Here is a 17,100-nt window from a genome sequence, read left to right as displayed (position 1 = left end):
GGCATCCATTGCTTAAATCTCAGGGAGGAAGCGCCGCCCGAAAGCGGCGCTACAAAACTTAGCTGAACAGGGAGTAGAAAATAGCGGAGATAGCGATCAGACCCATAACAACAACGAACACGTTGCTGATGTGGCCGCTGTACTTACGCATTGCCGGGACTTTCTGGATGGCATACATCGGCATCAGGAACAGAATCATCGCGATGATTGGGCCGCCCAGGGTTTCAATCATTCCCAGGATGCTTGGGTTCAGCGTGGCGACAATCCAGGTCGTAACCAGCATGAACAGCGCAGTGATTTTGTTCAGTTTGTTGATTTCGATGGATTTGCCTTTGCCGCGCAGAGACTTGATAACCATTCCGTTGAAACCTTCACGAGCGCCCAGGTAGTGGCCGAGGAAGGATTTCGTGATGGCGATAATCGCGATGATCGGCGCCATCCAGGCGATAACTGGCGCGTTAAAGTGGTTCGCCAGGTAAGACAGAATAGAGATGTTCTGCTCTTTCGCTGCCGCCAGGTCTGCTGGCGTCAGGCTCAGTACGCAACTGAAGACGAAGAACATAACGGTCAGCACCATCATGATGTGAGCGAATGCCAGGATCTTAGAGCATTTCTTCTCAGCCGCATCGCCGTACTCTTCACGCTTCGCGACCGCGAAGGAGGAGATGATCGGAGAGTGGTTGAAAGAGAACACCATTACCGGAATTGCCAGCCACAGCGTCATCCACAGACCATTGCCGGTAGAGGCAGCGGAATCAAAGGAGAGCGTTTCCAGCGCTGCGCCGCTCCACTGAGGGATCAGGTACAGGGCCAGCAGCATCAGGGCCGCAACAAACGGGAATACCAGAATACTCATCGCTTTAACGATCATCTGCTCACCGAAGCGCACGATGGTCATCATGCCGACAATCAGGATCAGAGACAGAATCGCGCGCGGCGGCGGAGTGATGGCCAACTGGTGGGTCATGAAGCTTTCCACGGTGTTGGTAATCGCCACACTGTAAACCAGCAGAATCGGGTAAATCGCGAAGAAGTAGAGCAGGGTGATCAGTTTACCCGCGCCAATACCGAAGTGCTCTTCAACCACTTCAGTGATGTCTTCGCCAGGGTTTTTACCGGACAGCACGAAGCGAGTCAGGCCACGGTGTGCGAAGAAGGTCATCGGGAAAGCGATAATCGCCATGATGATCAGCGGGATCATACCGCCGACGCCTGCGTTAATTGGCAGGAACAGTACGCCCGCGCCGATTGCCGTGCCGTAAAGGCCCAGCATCCACATGGTGTCCGTCTTGCGCCATCCGCTTCGAGAATCAATCGAAGCAATAGTGCTGGTTTGAGTGGTTTCCATCTGTTTCTCCTGGAGGAAGCTAAAAGTCAGGTTTGTGGTCTAATCCAATGAAAAAAGACCTGACCGTAAAATGAAATTCGTTTAATGACGATTTTTATATAATTTTTCGCCGTAATAATTTGCGGGCGGAAAGATACATTTAACTTATGAATGTATCAGTGATCGCGATCCCAAATGCAATAATCCACCTGTTATGTGGATAAATTTGGACCATTAATCTGTTAAAAAAACGTCAAAGCGAATTTACGGGCGCGAAGGCTACCATTAACGACATATGCCCTAAAAGATCGGGGCGCAATATACGGAGGTTTGGCTATAAAAAACAATGTTTTTGGAGGATTGTCGCGACTAATAAGAATTACGGCTGATAAATTACTATTGGTATTGTAAGGTAAACGTTTGCGCATTAATGCTTTTATTTTGAAATATAAGCGGCATTTATAAACTTAGCTTCACTATGTGACTGGTATCAATGAAAAAACCGGGCGGTGAAAACACCAGACCCGGTCTGAGAAAGCGGACGATCGTCTGACCCGGCGGATGTGCTCCACCGGGCGCTGCGCGTTATGCGCAGATTTCGTAGCAGGGAATGTAAGCCGAGCCGGGCAGTTTCATACGATGCTGCGCGACAAAGCCCTGGAGCAGGTCGTCCATGCGACGCATCATCTCGTGGTCGCCGTGGATTTTATAAGGCCCGAACTCCTCAATCGCACGGATGCCGACCTCCTTGACGTTACCCGCAACGATGCCGGAGAAGGCGCGCCGCAGATCCGCCGCCAGAATTTCAACCGGCTGATCGGGGTAAAGTTGCAGATTCGCCATATTCTCATGCGACGGTTCGAACGGAATTTGCAGGTCCGGCGCGATGCGAATCGACCAGTTGAAGCTGTAAGCGTCGCCAGTGTCGCGGCGATTCTCTTTCACCAGCGGCATCGCTTTTTTCATCAGCCGCGCCACTTCCGTGGCGTCATCAATGATGACGCGGTAGTAACGGCGGGCGTCTTCTCCCAGCGTATGCACGATAAATTCGTCCAGCACGCGGAAGTAATCCGCACTCTCTTTCGGCCCGGTGAGGATCAGCGGCAGCACCTGATCTTTATTCGCCGGGTTCATCAGAATCCCCAGCAGATAGAGAAGTTCTTCCGCCGTACCGACGCCGCCTGGGAAGATGATGATGCCGTGGGCGATACGCACGAAGGCTTCGAGGCGTTTTTCGATATCCGGCATGATGATCAATTCATTGACCAGCGGGTTAGGCGGTTCTGCCGCGATGATGGAAGGTTCCGTCATACCGATAAAGCGGCTGTCTTTGTAACGCTGCTGCGCGTGGCCTACCGCTGCGCCTTTCATTGGCGCTTCCATTGCGCCTGGCCCGCAGCCGGTGCAAATGTTCAGCTCACGCAGACCCAGCTGGGTGCCGACGCGGCGGGCATAGAGATATTCATTTTCGTTAATGGAGTGACCGCCCCAGCAGACGACCATGTTTGGCGCTTCGCCGACGTGCAGCGCCCGGGCGTTGCGCAGGATCGAGAACACCAGGTTGGTAATATGCACCGAGCTTTCGAGATCCAGATGCTGGAAACGGCCTGCATTGTGAATCTGACCGTTGACGAACAGGATGTCGCGCAACACGGCGAACAGGTTAGCCTGCAAGGCGCGGATGATGCGTCCGTCCACAAAGGCGTCTTCAGGCGGGTTAATCAGTTCGAGCTTCACGCCGCGTTCACGACGCAGCACGTTGATGTCGAAACTTTCAAAACGAGACAGCAATTCTTTGCTGTTATCAGTCAGACTGCCGGAGTTCAGTACGGCAAGCGAACAGTTACGAAACAGTTGATACAAGTCGCTGCTGGCCGTGCGTTTAAGCATATCGACTTCCAGCTGCGACAACATGTCCATTGAGCCAAGCGGGCTAATATGTGTAATCAAGTAAACTCCTTATGGGACGCAAGACGTCATTCCCTGTTGATTACAATAGCGCTGGCTTATGACCTTTCACAACCTTGCGCGCGGAATCCGGCGCGCAAAATTGAGAAAAAAGATTACTGACGCACCAGTCTGCCCGTCGCAGGCACAAAATCGGTGTTGCTGCGCCACGGGTTGATATCCAGACCGCCACGACGCGTATAGCGTGCGTACACGCTCAGTTTTTCCGGCTGGCAGAAACGCAGAATGTCGTTAAAAATGCGCTCTACGCACTGCTCGTGGAACTCGTTGTGATGACGGAACGAGATCAGATAACGCAGCAGCTTCTCGCGGTCGATTTTGCGCCCGCGATAACGAATTTGTATGGAGCCCCAGTCCGGCTGGTGGGTGATCAGGCAGTTTGACTTCAGCAAATGGCTGACCAGCGTCTCTTCCACGACTTTTTCGCCGCTGGCGGCATTCTCCAGGTAGTCGGTGCTGAACTGATAGTTATCGATGGTGATATCCTGGTCATCAATGCAGGTGCCGTGAAAATGGGCGACAGGTTGCCCTTCCAGCTCATCAAGACGGTACAGCGCGACGCTGACTTCGCCTTGCGCACAGGCGCGCAGGTCGTTTTCCAGCGTCTGGCGCACGGCGTCCCAGGAGTCAAAACGGGTCTGGTTAAAGCTGTTCAGGTACAGCTTAAAACTTTTCGACTCAATCAAATTGACGCTGGTGTAGTCCAGTTCCACATGACCAACGGCGACCTGCGGCACGCCTTTCGCGTTCAGCCATGACAGTTCATACAGCGTCCAGATATCGGCGCCGTGAAAAGGCAGATTGTCCGCTTTTAAATCCAGCGGATCGCGATTCAGGCTGCGCGGAACGCCCTGTAACAGGCTGGCGTCATAATTATCCCGGTAATCCGTTGATTTTCCGAGAGTCAGGCCATCAAGCGCCTGATGGTTTTCATAAGAAGACATGTTTCACCGTCATAAACCAGATACACTATGCGTCAAGTGTATCCTGGCTTTTATGAAGAGAGAAATCGGTGGACGAACTGACATCGCAAGCCCTGACGGCATTTACGACGCGTTATTGCGACGCATGGCATGAGAAACACAACAGCTGGCCGCTCAGCGAAGAGCTGTATGGCGTGCCTTCCCCGTGCATTATCTCTTCGACCAGCGATGCTGTTTACTGGCAGCCGCAGCCGTTTGAAGGCGAGGCGAATGTAAACGCGGTTGAACGCGCATTTGATATTGTGATACAACCTGCGGTTCATGCTTTTTACACCACGCAATTTGCCGGGGATATGTACGCGCAGTTCGCGGATGAAAAGCTGACGCTGCTGCAAACATGGGGCGCAGATGACTTCAGACGCGTTCAGGAAAACCTGATCGGCCATCTGGTCACGCAGAAGCGTCTCAAGTTACCGCCTACGCTTTTTATCGCCACGCTGGAAAATGAACTTGAGGTCATTTCGGTGTGTAATCTCTCTGGTGAAGTTTGCAAAGAGACGCTGGGAACGCGCAATCGTACCGTTCTGGCCGCCTCTCTTGCGGAATTCCTGACTCAGCTTAAGCCGCTTCTGTAATCCACTTTGCCAGACACTGTGTGAGAGATCTCTTACATACCCTGTGAGAGATCGCCAGATAATAAGCGAATACTTATCTCATAGTGTTAACTATAATTCCTTTAATATTAATGAGTTGAGTTAACAATCCTGCCTTTCATATGAAAATATCCTTAAGGCATTGTCTGTAAGTGTCTTGTAAGACAAGGCGAAACAGGCGATTCTATACCTGTCGACAAGGAGTCGCACAACGAAGCGAACGTCAGGATGATGGCGCTTCAGCAGGACACGCCAGGATGGTGTTACAAGGACAGGCTTCAGGATGAAGCAAAGTGGAAAACGCCGGATGCGTTAAGGGACACCTCCAGGACGGAGAACGAGAGCCGGGCAGGATGTTCGGTGGGTCAGGATGGCCAGGATACTTCAGGATGAAGTCGATTCACATCGGGGTGATGTGAGCAGGATGCAAATTGTTCAGGATGAGCAGGTCGCAAGACCACAGGAAAAGTTGTCACGGATGAGCAGGGAGCACCAAAAGTAGCCGGAATGCTGCGAAACGAACCGGGAGCACTGTTTTTACAGTGCTCCCTTTTTTTATTTCGTCTTCACTGATGCTATTCTTCGCGCCAGTTTTTCATCACTGAGGTTAATTTCATGACGACTCATGACCGTGTGCGCCAGCAACTCCACGCGCTGGAAGCCCTGCTGCGTGAACATCATCACTGGCGGATGGACGAGCCGCAGGCCCACCTGTTTACCAGCACGCAACCTTTTTGTATGGATACGATGGAACCGCTTGAATGGCTGCAATGGGTGCTGATCCCCCGTATGCACGCGTTGCTCGATAACGCGCAGCCGCTTCCGCAAGCCTTTGCTGTCGCGCCGTATTATGAAATGGCGCTGACGGCCGATCATCCTCAACGCGAGGTGATCCTGACGACATTGCAGGGTCTGGACGCGCTGTTTACGAGCGATAACGTCTGATGCTGGAAATCCTCTATCAGGATGAATGGCTGGTGGCGGTGAATAAACCGTCTGGCTGGCTGGTTCACCGCAGCTGGTTGGATCGCGACGAAAAAGTCGTGGTGATGCAAACCGTACGCGATCAGATTGGTCAGCACGTCTTTACCGCCCACCGGCTCGACAGGCCGACTTCCGGTGTCCTGTTGATGGGGCTTTCCAGCGAAGCGGGGCGCCTGCTGGCGCAGCAGTTTGAGCAGCATCAGATTCAGAAACGCTACCATGCGATTGTGCGCGGCTGGTTGATGGATGAGGCCGTTCTGGATTATCCGCTGGTGGAAGAACTGGATAAGATTGCCGATAAATTTGCCCGCGAGGATAAAGGCCCGCAGCCTGCCGTGACCCATTACCGGGGGCTGGCGACGGTCGAAATGCCGGTGGCGACCGGGCGTTATCCGACAACCCGCTACGGCCTGGTGGAACTGGAGCCGAAAACGGGCCGTAAACACCAGCTCAGACGTCATCTGGCGCATTTACGCCATCCGATTATCGGCGACAGCAAACACGGCGATTTACGTCAGAATCGCAGCGCCGCAGAGCATTTTGGTTGCCAGCGCTTAATGCTGCACGCCAGTCAACTGACGCTTACCCACCCCTTTACCGGTGAACCGCTGATCCTGCGCGCCGGTCTGGACGACGTCTGGATGCAGGCGTTATCACAGTTTGGCTGGCGCGGACTTCTCCCTGAGAATGAAAGGGTTGAGTTTAGTGCGTTGTCCCGGCAGGATGAAAATAATCAGGCTTAAATCAGGGAGAAAACGTTAATGGCGGAAATTGGTATTTTTGTCGGCACCATGTATGGAAACTCGCTGTTGGTTGCCGAAGAGGCTGAGGCGATCCTTACCGCGCAGGGGCATAAAGCAACCGTCTTTGAAGATCCGCAACTGAGCGACTGGCAGCCGTATCTGGATAAAGTTGTGCTGGTTGTGACATCGACGACGGGGCAGGGCGATCTCCCGGACAGCATTGTGCCGCTGTTCCAGGGAATAAAGGACAATCTCGGTTTTCAGCCAAATCTGCGTTACGGCGTGATTGCGCTGGGCGACAGCAGCTACGTTAATTTTTGCAATGGCGGCAAACAGTTCGATGCGCTGTTACAGGAGCAAAGCGCGCAGCGTGTTGGGGAGATGCTGTTGATTGACGCCAGCGAACACCCGGAGCCGGAGAGCGAATCCAACCCCTGGGTCGAAAACTGGGGAACATTGCTCTCCTGAGCAAAATCCAGCCGGATGGCGACGTCCGGTCTACATGCGCAGTCTGTTGGCCTGATAAGCGTAGCGCCATCAGGCATTTGCCCTAAAACCCTTTCATACGAAAGGGTTTTCAGAGGCATTTTCATAGGGTCAAGCGACCCGTTTCACACTCCTCTTCTTTTGCTTCTCGCACCCTGTCTGTTTACCTCTTCGTTTTTCATTTCCGTGAAGTGGCTTCCATTGCCCTGGGCTTTTGCCACAAACATACGTGATACGCTGCCGAAATACTGTGTTGTTGCACGGTGAGAGTGCGAGGTGTGCTTTTTATACTTCTCGTGCCAGTTATTAAAAATGCAGTACACAAGGCAAACGACCTCATAAAAAGCTGCAAAAAAACACGAAACGTCATCTCTGATTCCCTACCGGTTGTGCAGTTCAGAGTGAGCGTAGATAACGCGAAAATTCAGGAGTGCAACAATGAGTTCATTAAGTCACGCGGTGAGCGGCGCGGAAAAACGCACCAATGCCCGCTACTGGATAGTGGTGATGCTGTTTATCGTCACATCCTTCAACTATGGCGACCGCGCCACATTGTCCATTGCCGGATCGGAAATGGCCAAAGATATTGGTCTCGACCCGGTAGGCATGGGGTACGTGTTCTCCGCTTTCTCATGGGCCTACGTGATCGGGCAAATCCCCGGCGGTTGGCTGCTCGACCGTTTTGGTTCTAAACGTGTCTACTTCTGGTCCATCTTTATCTGGTCCATGTTTACCCTGTTACAGGGCTTTGTGGATATCTTCAGCGGTTTTGGCATCATCGTGGCGCTGTTTACCCTGCGATTCCTGGTCGGGTTGGCCGAAGCGCCATCTTTCCCCGGCAACAGCCGAATCGTCGCGGCCTGGTTCCCGGCGCAGGAGAGGGGAACGGCGGTGGCGATTTTCAACTCCGCGCAATACTTTGCCACCGTTATCTTTGCGCCAATCATGGGCTGGCTGACCCATGAAGTGGGTTGGTCGCATGTCTTCTTCTTTATGGGCGGTCTGGGGATCGTGATCAGCTTTATCTGGCTGAAAGTGATCCATGAACCAAACCAGCATCCCGGCGTTAACAAAAAAGAGCTGGAGTACATTGCTGAAGGTGGCGCGCTGATCAATATGGATCAGAAAGATACGAAGGTGAAAGTCCCGTTTAGCGTGAAATGGGGCCAAATCAAACAGCTGCTGGGTTCCCGCATGATGATCGGCGTCTATATCGGCCAGTACTGCATTAATGCGTTGACCTATTTCTTTATCACCTGGTTCCCGGTTTATCTGGTGCAGGCGCGTGGCATGTCGATTCTGAAAGCGGGGTTCGTCGCTTCCGTCCCGGCTATTTGCGGCTTCGTGGGCGGCGTGCTGGGCGGCATTATTTCCGACTGGCTGATGCGTCGTACCGGCTCGCTGAACATCGCCCGTAAGACGCCGATCGTGATGGGGATGCTGCTGTCGATGGTGATGGTGTTCTGTAATTACGTCAACGTCGAATGGATGATTATCGGCTTCATGGCGCTGGCCTTCTTCGGTAAAGGCATTGGCGCGCTGGGCTGGGCAGTCATGGCGGACACCGCGCCGAAAGAGATCAGCGGCTTGAGCGGCGGCTTATTCAACATGTTTGGCAATATTTCCGGCATCGTAACGCCAATTGCGATTGGCTACATCGTCGGCACGACCGGCTCGTTCAATGGCGCGCTGATTTACGTTGGCGTCCATGCGCTGGTGGCGGTACTGAGTTACCTCGTGCTGGTCGGGGATATTAAACGCATCGAACTGAAACCTGTAGCAGGACAATAAATATGACAACGCAATCAAGTCCCGTCATTACCGATATGAAAGTCATTCCGGTGGCCGGACATGACAGTATGTTACTCAACATCGGTGGGGCGCATAACGCGTATTTCACGCGCAATATCGTCGTCCTCACCGATAACGCCGGTAACACCGGCGTGGGTGAAGCGCCCGGCGGCGAGGTGATTTACCAGACGCTGGTGGATGCGATTCCGATGGTTTTAGGCCAGGAAGTGGCCCGCCTGAATAAAGTGGTGCAACAGGTGCATAAAGGTAATCAGGCTGCCGACTTTGATACCTTTGGTAAAGGCGCCTGGACTTTCGAACTGCGGGTGAATGCGGTAGCGGCTCTGGAAGCGGCGCTGCTGGATCTGCTGGGCAAAGCGCTGAATGTACCGGTGTGCGAACTGTTAGGGCCGGGCAAACAACGCGATGCGGTGACTGTGCTGGGCTACCTTTTCTACGTGGGCGATCGCACCAAAACGGATTTGCCTTATCTCGAAAAAACGCCGGGCAATCATGACTGGTATCACCTGCGCCATCAGGAAGCGCTCACCAGCGACGCGGTTGTGCATCTGGCGCAGGCGGCGCAGGATCGCTACGGCTTTAAAGATTTCAAACTGAAGGGCGGCGTGTTGCCCGGCGAGCAGGAGATCGACACGGCCCGCGCGCTGAAAAAACGCTTCCCGGATGCGCGAATCACGGTTGACCCAAACGGCGCCTGGCTGCTGGATGAAGCCATCGCGCTGTGTAAAGGGCTGAACGATGTGCTCACGTATGCTGAAGATCCGTGTGGCGCAGAACAAGGATTCTCCGGGCGTGAAGTGATGGCGGAGTTCCGTCGTGCGACGGGGCTGCCGGTCGCGACCAACATGATTGCCACCAACTGGCGTGAAATGGGCCATGCGGTGATGTTAAACGCGGTGGATATTCCGCTCGCCGACCCGCACTTCTGGACGCTCTCCGGCGCGGTGCGCGTGGCGCAATTATGCGATGACTGGGGGCTGACCTGGGGCTGCCATTCGAACAACCATTTCGATATTTCCCTGGCGATGTTCACTCACGTTGGCGCTGCCGCGCCGGGTAAACCGACGGCGATTGACACCCACTGGATCTGGCAGGAGGGCGATTGTCGCCTGACGAAGCAACCGCTGGAAATTAAAGACGGAAAAATTGCAGTGCCGGATGCGCCGGGTCTTGGCGTGGAGCTGGACTGGGAGCAGGTGCAGAAAGCGCATGACGCTTACAAAAAACTGCCCGGCGGCGCGCGCAATGACGCAGGCCCGATGCAATACCTGATCCCCGGCTGGACTTTTGATCGTAAACGCCCCGTTTTCGGCCGTCGCTAATTCATATAAGGACTGAATGATGAGTACACAATTTACGACCCCTGTTGTTACCGCGATGCAGGTTATCCCGGTTGCGGGGCATGACAGTATGCTGATGAACCTGAGCGGGGCGCATGCGCCGTTCTTCACCCGTAATATCATCATTATTAAAGACAATTCTGGTCACACCGGCGTAGGGGAAATCCCCGGCGGTGAGAAAATCCGCCAGACGCTGGAAGAGGCGATCCCGCTGGTGGTGGGTAAAACGCTGGGTGAGTACAAAAACGTGCTGAATGCCGTGCGTCATCAGTTCGCCGATCGTGATGCGGGCGGGCGCGGCTTACAAACCTTCGACTTACGTACCACCATTCATGTGGTCACCGGCATTGAAGCGGCGCTGCTTGATCTGTTAGGCCAGCATCTGGGGGTCAACGTGGCATCCCTGCTGGGTGAGGGGCAACAGCGTAGCGAAGTGGAAATGCTTGGCTATCTGTTCTTTGTCGGCAACCGTAAAGCGACGCCGCTGCCGTACCAGAGCCAGCCGGATGAGAAATGCGACTGGTATCGTCTGCGTCACGAAGAGGCGATGACTCCTGATGCGGTCGTCCGCCTGGCGGAAGCGGCATACGAGAAGTATGGCTTTAACGACTTTAAACTGAAGGGCGGCGTTCTGGCGGGAGATGAAGAGGCGGAATCCATTGTAGCGCTGGCAAAACGTTTCCCGAATGCCCGCGTGACGCTGGACCCGAACGGCGCCTGGTCGCTGAATGAAGCAATCCAAATCGGTAAGTACCTGAAAGGCTCGCTGGCCTATGCGGAAGATCCGTGCGGGGCGGAGCAGGGTTTCTCTGGTCGTGAAGTGATGGCGGAGTTCCGTCGCGCGACCGGTCTGCCGACGGCCACCAATATGATCGCCACTGACTGGCGTCAGATGGGGCATACGCTCTCCTTGCAGTCTGTGGATATTCCGCTGGCTGACCCACATTTCTGGACGATGCAGGGATCAGTTCGCGTCGCGCAGATGTGCCATGAGTTCGGCCTGACCTGGGGTTCGCATTCCAATAACCACTTTGATATTTCCCTGGCGATGTTCACGCATGTGGCGGCTGCCGCGCCAGGCAAGATCACCGCGATCGACACCCACTGGATCTGGCAGGAAGGTAATCAGCGTCTGACCAAAGAGCCGTTTGAAATCAAAGGCGGTATGGTGCAGGTGCCTGATAAACCAGGTCTTGGCGTTGAGATTGACATGGATCAGGTGATGAAGGCGCACGAGTTGTATCAGCAACACGGCCTGGGCGCGCGTGATGATGCGATGAGAATGCAGTATCTGATCCCGAACTGGACATTCGACAATAAGCGCCCGTGCATGGTGCGCTGACTGTATTGAACCGGTTTCGTCATGGGGTCGGTTCTTCTCCTGGTGTATGCTTAGTACAGTCAACATGCGTAAGGATGCTTTATGAAAATAGTGATCGCACCGGACTCTTATAAGGAAAGTTTGAGCGCTCTTGAGGTAGCGACCGCCATTGAGGAGGGGTTTCGTGAAATCTGGCCTGATGCGGATTACGTAAAACTCCCGGTTGCTGATGGTGGTGAGGGAACGGTTGAAGCGATGGTCGAGGCCACGGCAGGCCGGATTGTTGATGTTGACGTGACGGGCCCGCTCGGTGACAGCGTGCGGGCATTTTATGGGCTTTCTGGCGACGAGCGTTCGGCCTTTATCGAAATGGCCGCCGCCAGCGGGCTGGAGTTGGTTCCACCGCAATTACGCGATCCGCTAAAAACCACCTCGTGGGGAACCGGTGAGTTAATTCGCCACGCTCTCGATGCCGGGGTGGAACATATTATTATTGGCCTTGGCGGTAGCGCGACGAATGACGGCGGAGCCGGTATGGTGCAGGCGCTGGGGGCGAAATTGCTGGATGCGCAGCACCAGGAGATTACGCAAGGCGGCGCGGCGCTGGAAGCGCTCTCAAAGATTGATATCAGCGGTATTGATAAACGTCTTGCCGCGTGTCGTATCGAAGTCGCCTGCGATGTCACGAATCCGCTGACCGGGAAAGAGGGGGCATCTGCGGTATTTGGTCCGCAAAAAGGCGCCACGCCGGAGATGATTCAACGCTTAGATGACGCGCTGACGCACTATGCCCGGCTGATTTCCCGCGATCTGGATATTAACGTATTCGAACTGGCGGGCGGCGGCGCGGCGGGCGGTCTGGGGGCCGCATTATATGCGTTTTGCGGCGCGGAGTTACGGCGCGGCATTGAGATCGTGACCGATGCCTTGCATCTGGAAGAGTGCGTTGCTGATGCGGATCTGGTTGTTACCGGAGAAGGGCGCATCGACAGCCAAACGATTCACGGCAAAGTGCCTGTCGGCGTGGCAAAGGTCGCGAAACGACATAATAAGCCCGTGATTGGTATTGCAGGTAGCCTGACGGCGGATGTGGGTGTTGTACACCAACATGGGCTGGATGCTGTTTTCAGCGTGATTTATACCATCTGTACGCTGGATGAGGCGCTGGAGAATGCCGCAGAAAATGTGCGTATGGCTGCGCGCAATATCGCCGCCACCCTTAACGTGGGGCAACATTTACGTTAACTGCCTGATGGCGCTGCGCTTATCAGGCCTACGGTCACGCACCTGTAGGCCGGTCACGTTGCGCTTATCAGGCCTACGGTCACGCACCTGTAGGCCGGTCACGCTGCGCTTATCAGGCCTACGGCCACGCACCTGTAGGCCGGATAAGACGCGCTAGCGTCGCCATCCGGCATCCCCCTCATCCTAATATTTTCTTTGCTTCGCGCGCGACGTTGTCCATCTCATCAAGCAGCTCCAGAAACTCGGGTTCAAGCTCCTCTTCTTTGGTACCGCTGCGTAACTGCTGCTCAATTAACTGGCACAAGTTTTTCATGCGCGGCACCCCGCTGTAGCCGCAACTGCCGTGCAGCGTGTGGATGAGATCCACCAGCCCTTCGGGCGCCTCTCCCACCAGCTGTTCTTCAATTTTGTTACGCACTTCCGGCAGGAAGTCGATGAGCATTTGCAGCAGATCCCGCGCCAGATCGGATTTTCCGGCCGCCTGGCGCAGCGCCAGTTGCCAGTCGAGCGTTGCGTTCGGGTTGACGATAAACTCTGTCGATTCAGCGGCAGGTAATCGGGTCGCTACCACGGTCCCCGGCTTATAACGCAACAGCAGGCTGTGCAGCTTTTCTTCTTCTATTGGCTTGGCCAGATAGTCATTCATCCCCGCGCTCAGCAGCTTCTCTTTCTGACCCGCCATCGCATGTGCCGTCACGGCGATCACCGGCGTTTGCTGCTGATGCGGAAGCTGATGAATCAGCTCACAGGCGCGGATACCGTCCATATCCGGCATCTGAATGTCCATCAGGATCAAATCAAACTGCATCTGTTTGGCCCGCTCCACCGCCTGATGCCCGCTGTCGCAAAGCTCCACATGCTGGACTTTATCCTCCAGCAGCGCGCCGATCAGCTTCAGGTTGGCCGGGTTATCGTCGACCGCCATTACCGTCATGGCGATTTTATTTTCATCCGTCAGCAGCGGTTCAACATGCTGATTCAAATGGCAGTATTCCGTCAACGCAGGCAGTAAACGCGTTGAGGTGAGTGGTTTTAACAGACAGGCCGCCGCGCCGCCTTGCTTAAGTTTTTCGGCGTTAATCTGGGCATGGCAAGGCAGCGCCAGCAGCAGGAAGTCCGTCATGGCGGCGGCTTTTGCCAGCCGTTCTTGCTGCATGGTGAGCGGTTCGTTAAAGGTCACCGGAACGCTGATGAGCAGGATATCGTAGTGATCCAGCGGCAACGCTGAGAACGTCGGGCTGTAGATCACCTCCAGCGGCGTGTCGCTCAGCATATCCAGCGTGCATTGCGCGGCGGTGGCGTTCGGTTCGACGTAGGCCAGCCGTTTTCCGACCAGGCAGCGCGTTGGCGGCGCGTCGCTTATCACATTCGGGTTGAGATCGAGATTAATGTGGAACCAGAAAGTGGAACCGCGATTGGGCTGACTGTGGAACGAGATATCGCCGCCCATCTCATTGACCAGTTTTTGCGTAATCACCAGCCCCAGACCGGTTCCGCCATGACGGCGTGAAATGCTGGCGTCCGCCTGGCGGAAAGCCTGGAACAGACGCGACTGGTCGCGCTCGGGAATGCCGATGCCGGTATCGCGGATCTGGATTTCAATCTGTACTTTGGTATTACTGAGCGCGCGCTTTTCAACCAGAATGTCGATATTGCCGCTTTCGGTAAATTTAATGGCATTACCGACCAGATTGGTAATGACCTGCTGTAGGCGCAGTGGGTCGCCGATGACGTTATCCGGTACGTCATTTTTGATGTTTAGCGTGAGCTCCAGCCCTTTGTCATGGGATGAATGCGCCAGCAGCGTCACCACTTCATCCAGCGTGCTGCGTAGCGGGAAAGGAATGCTTTCCAGAATCAGCTTGCCCGCTTCCAGCTTGGAAAAATCGAGCACGTCATTGATGATCGCCAGCAGGTTGTTGGCCGAACGCTCGATAGTATTGAGGTGATCGCGCTGGGTTGTATTAAGTTCGGTTTTTAGCGTCAGACGGGTAAAGCCAATCACGCCGTTAAGCGGCGTGCGCAGTTCGTGCGACATGTTGGCCAAAAACTCAGACTTAATACGCGCCGCTTCCTGAGCGCGCTTCTTCGCCAGATCCAGCTCAACGTTCTGGATCTCCATCTGTTCCAGCGTTTCGCGCAGATCCGAAGTGGCCTGATCGATATTATGCTGCATCTCTTCATGGTAAGCGGCAAGCGACATCGCCATCGAGTTGATGCCGTTTTTCAGCATATCCAGCTCGCCCAGCATAAAGCCCTCGACGCGGCTGTCGAGCTGCCCACGACGAATGCGGTCAACGGTATTGACCATATTACGAATGGGGCCGGTGACGTCGCGCATCAGACGCCAGCCAAAAATTAAGGCAATGCCGATACAGAACAGCATCATCACGCTGGAGATGAAAATCTCTTTGTACTGTTGCAGGCGGACGGACTTGAGATCCAGTTCAAGCGCCACATATCCCAACATATTTCTCGGCGTTTTGGCGTCTGTTACGGGGGATTCGTCCGGCGAATACCTTTCGGAGATAATCGGCGTTCGCAGGATCATAATGTCCCCGTGGCGGGTCACGCTCAGCCTGCGGGGAAACGGCTCCCCGGTGGCGAGCTGCATTTCTGACGGATCGAGATGGAAATTGGATGTGACAAACAGCCGGTTATTCTCGTCATAAACGGAAATGGCGCGCACGATGTCGGAGTGGCGGCGATGGAGAACGCTGATGAGCTGCCCGATTGATTCGCGGTTTTGCAGGTTCATGCCATATTCGCTGGAGACCGCAAGAGGTTCGATAATGCTGGCGCCAGCATCTTCCAGTTGACGCTGCAAGTCGTTATAGCGATGCACAACGAAAAAGATACTGAGCAGTAAACCAATGAGGACGGTCGGGGCCAGGATCAGAATCATCATGCGTGCGCGCAGGCTGTAGTTGGTCATGGAGTTCCGTTATGGGACAATTAGGGTCACACTGTTAAATTGAGAAATATCTCGTCGATGGCGCAATTCTACTCTGCAAAACGACGCGTGACGACGCGTCAGATCATAACCGTTACGGTCAATGACCTCGATCCTTTTGGTCAGGGCGTGGCTCGCCATAATGGAAAGGCGCTGTTTATACCGGGATTACTGCCCCAGGAAAAGGGCGACGTCGTCATTACCGAAGATAAAAAACAGTTCGCTCGCGCGCAAGTTAAGCGTCGCCTGAATGATAGCCCGGAACGGGAAACGCCGCGCTGCCCACACTTTGGCGTCTGTGGCGGCTGCCAGCAGCAGCATGCCAGCGTCGCGCTGCAACAACGCAGCAAAAGCGCCGCGCTGTCGCGCTTAATGAAATGCGATGTCGCCGAGGTGATCGCCGATACGCCGTGGGGCTATCGACGTCGCGCGCGTTTAAGCCTGAATTATCTGCCTAAAACTCAGCAATTGCAGATGGGATTTCGCAAGGCGGGCTCCAGCGATATCGTGGATGTCAGGCAGTGCCCCATTCTGGTGCCCCAGCTTGAGGCGCTGCTGCCTCGCGTCAGGGCGTGTCTGGAAAGTTTGCAAGGAAACCGCCACTTTGGCCATGTCGAGCTGGTACAGGCGGGGAATGGCACCCTGATGGTGCTGCGTCATACGGCGCCCTTGAGCGCGGCGGACAGAGAAAAACTGGAACGCTTTTCGCATTCTGAGGGACTGTCTCTGTTTCTGGCCCCTCAAAGCGACATACTTGAACCGCTTACCGGGGAGACGCCCTGGTATGATTCAAACGGGCTACGCTTAACCTTCAGCCCGCGCGACTTTATTCAGGTCAACGAAGGGGTGAACCAGAAAATGGTCGCCCGGGCGCTGGAATGGCTGGATATTCAACCTGGCGACCGCGTTCTGGATCTGTTCTGCGGCATGGGGAATTTTACTCTGCCGCTGGCGACGCGCGCCGTCAGCGTTGTGGGCGTTGAAGGCGTTCCGGCGCTGGTGGAAAAAGGCCGGGAAAACGCGCGGCGTAACGGATTACAGAATGTGACATTCTTTCACGAAAATCTCGAGGAAGATGTCACGAAGCAGCAATGGGCGAAAAACGGTTTTGACAAAATTTTGCTCGATCCCGCTCGTGCCGGGGCGGCAGGCGTGATGAAACACATTATAAAGTTAAAACCAATTCGTATTGTTTATGTATCCTGTAATCCTGCTACGCTGGCACGGGATAGCGACGCCTTGTTGAATGCCGGATACCAAATTCAGCGGCTGGCGATGCTCGACATGTTCCCACACACTGGGCATCTGGAATCAATGGTGTTGTTTGAGCGTTTGTAATGAGTCA

At 54.6% G+C, this 17,100-nt stretch carries 13 protein-coding genes; 9 read left to right on the top strand and 4 right to left on the bottom strand.

Annotated elements, in window-relative coordinates:
* Positions 1-58: 58 nt before the first annotated feature.
* The 3 genes from sdaC to queF form a co-directional block, all read right to left on the bottom strand.
* Positions 59-1,348, bottom strand: a complete 1,290-nt coding sequence (gene sdaC, locus OGV50_RS23250) for an HAAAP family serine/threonine permease SdaC (protein ID WP_049009488.1) — start codon at positions 1,346-1,348, stop codon at positions 59-61.
* Positions 1,349-1,912: 564 nt separating this feature from the next.
* Positions 1,913-3,277: a nucleotide 5'-monophosphate nucleosidase PpnN gene (gene ppnN, locus OGV50_RS23245; RefSeq protein ID WP_153257815.1), complete on the bottom strand. Its 1,365-nt coding sequence runs from the start codon at positions 3,275-3,277 to the stop codon at positions 1,913-1,915.
* A 113-nt stretch (positions 3,278-3,390) separates the two neighbouring features.
* The gene (queF, locus tag OGV50_RS23240) at positions 3,391-4,239 is read right to left on the bottom strand and encodes an NADPH-dependent 7-cyano-7-deazaguanine reductase QueF (protein ID WP_110493878.1); all 849 of its coding nucleotides are present in this window, start codon (positions 4,237-4,239) and stop codon (positions 3,391-3,393) included.
* A gap of 68 nt (positions 4,240-4,307) precedes the next feature.
* On the opposite strand from queF, the gene syd reads away from it, so the two are divergent.
* From syd to OGV50_RS23200, 8 genes are all read left to right on the top strand, one after another.
* Complete coding sequence (gene syd / locus OGV50_RS23235) at positions 4,308-4,853, top strand: SecY-interacting protein (RefSeq protein ID WP_286488803.1); 546 nt, start codon at positions 4,308-4,310, stop codon at positions 4,851-4,853.
* A gap of 633 nt (positions 4,854-5,486) precedes the next feature.
* Positions 5,487-5,816: a YqcC family protein gene (locus OGV50_RS23230; RefSeq protein ID WP_104868252.1), complete on the top strand. Its 330-nt coding sequence runs from the start codon at positions 5,487-5,489 to the stop codon at positions 5,814-5,816.
* Complete coding sequence (gene truC, locus OGV50_RS23225; protein ID WP_047461581.1) at positions 5,816-6,598, top strand: tRNA pseudouridine(65) synthase TruC; 783 nt, start codon at positions 5,816-5,818, stop codon at positions 6,596-6,598. Before OGV50_RS23230 ends, truC begins: the two co-directional genes overlap by 1 nt.
* Positions 6,599-6,616: 18 nt before the next feature.
* Positions 6,617-7,066, top strand: coding sequence for a flavodoxin (locus tag OGV50_RS23220; RefSeq protein ID WP_012134900.1), 450 nt, complete (start codon positions 6,617-6,619; stop codon positions 7,064-7,066).
* A 456-nt stretch (positions 7,067-7,522) separates the two neighbouring features.
* Positions 7,523-8,875: a galactarate/glucarate/glycerate transporter GudP gene (gudP, locus tag OGV50_RS23215; protein WP_012134898.1), complete on the top strand. Its 1,353-nt coding sequence runs from the start codon at positions 7,523-7,525 to the stop codon at positions 8,873-8,875.
* 2 nt (positions 8,876-8,877) lie between these two features.
* Positions 8,878-10,218 (top strand): enolase C-terminal domain-like protein, encoded by a 1,341-nt coding sequence (locus OGV50_RS23210; protein ID WP_012134897.1) that lies wholly within the window; start codon positions 8,878-8,880, stop codon positions 10,216-10,218.
* A 19-nt stretch (positions 10,219-10,237) separates the two neighbouring features.
* Positions 10,238-11,578: a glucarate dehydratase gene (gudD, locus tag OGV50_RS23205; protein ID WP_286488802.1), complete on the top strand. Its 1,341-nt coding sequence runs from the start codon at positions 10,238-10,240 to the stop codon at positions 11,576-11,578.
* Positions 11,579-11,659: 81 nt separating this feature from the next.
* On the top strand, positions 11,660-12,802 hold the full coding sequence (locus OGV50_RS23200) for a glycerate kinase (protein ID WP_047461590.1): 1,143 nt from the start codon (positions 11,660-11,662) through the stop codon (positions 12,800-12,802).
* A 178-nt stretch (positions 12,803-12,980) separates the two neighbouring features.
* Here the strand turns inward: OGV50_RS23200 and barA are convergent, their stop codons facing one another.
* Positions 12,981-15,737: a two-component sensor histidine kinase BarA gene (barA, locus tag OGV50_RS23195; protein WP_286488801.1), complete on the bottom strand. Its 2,757-nt coding sequence runs from the start codon at positions 15,735-15,737 to the stop codon at positions 12,981-12,983.
* Positions 15,738-15,794: 57 nt separating this feature from the next.
* Between barA and rlmD the strand changes: the two genes are divergently transcribed.
* Complete coding sequence (rlmD, locus tag OGV50_RS23190; RefSeq protein ID WP_058668028.1) at positions 15,795-17,093, top strand: 23S rRNA (uracil(1939)-C(5))-methyltransferase RlmD; 1,299 nt, start codon at positions 15,795-15,797, stop codon at positions 17,091-17,093.
* The last annotated feature ends 7 nt before the right edge of the window (positions 17,094-17,100 follow it).

It is taken from the genome of Citrobacter sp. CK180 (assembly GCF_030333655.1).
GTDB lineage: Bacteria > Pseudomonadota > Gammaproteobacteria > Enterobacterales > Enterobacteriaceae > Citrobacter_B > Citrobacter_B koseri.
This window is presented reverse-complemented; position numbering and strand designations above follow the sequence as displayed.

What these genes read in the sequence shown, in the direction of transcription:
- sdaC (WP_049009488.1), bottom strand. Translation starts at nt 1,348, where the DNA reads ATGGAAACCACTCAAACCAGCACTATTGCTTCGATTGATTCTCGAAGC.
- queF (WP_110493878.1), bottom strand. Translation starts at nt 4,239, where the DNA reads ATGTCTTCTTATGAAAACCATCAGGCGCTTGATGGCCTGACTCTCGGA.
- OGV50_RS23230 (WP_104868252.1), top strand. Translation starts at nt 5,487, where the DNA reads ATGACGACTCATGACCGTGTGCGCCAGCAACTCCACGCGCTGGAAGCC.
- truC (WP_047461581.1), top strand. Translation starts at nt 5,816, where the DNA reads ATGCTGGAAATCCTCTATCAGGATGAATGGCTGGTGGCGGTGAATAAA.
- OGV50_RS23220 (WP_012134900.1), top strand. Translation starts at nt 6,617, where the DNA reads ATGGCGGAAATTGGTATTTTTGTCGGCACCATGTATGGAAACTCGCTG.
- gudP (WP_012134898.1), top strand. Translation starts at nt 7,523, where the DNA reads ATGAGTTCATTAAGTCACGCGGTGAGCGGCGCGGAAAAACGCACCAAT.
- OGV50_RS23210 (WP_012134897.1), top strand. Translation starts at nt 8,878, where the DNA reads ATGACAACGCAATCAAGTCCCGTCATTACCGATATGAAAGTCATTCCG.
- gudD (WP_286488802.1), top strand. Translation starts at nt 10,238, where the DNA reads ATGAGTACACAATTTACGACCCCTGTTGTTACCGCGATGCAGGTTATC.
- OGV50_RS23200 (WP_047461590.1), top strand. Translation starts at nt 11,660, where the DNA reads ATGAAAATAGTGATCGCACCGGACTCTTATAAGGAAAGTTTGAGCGCT.
- barA (WP_286488801.1), bottom strand. Translation starts at nt 15,737, where the DNA reads ATGACCAACTACAGCCTGCGCGCACGCATGATGATTCTGATCCTGGCC.
- rlmD (WP_058668028.1), top strand. Translation starts at nt 15,795, where the DNA reads ATGGCGCAATTCTACTCTGCAAAACGACGCGTGACGACGCGTCAGATC.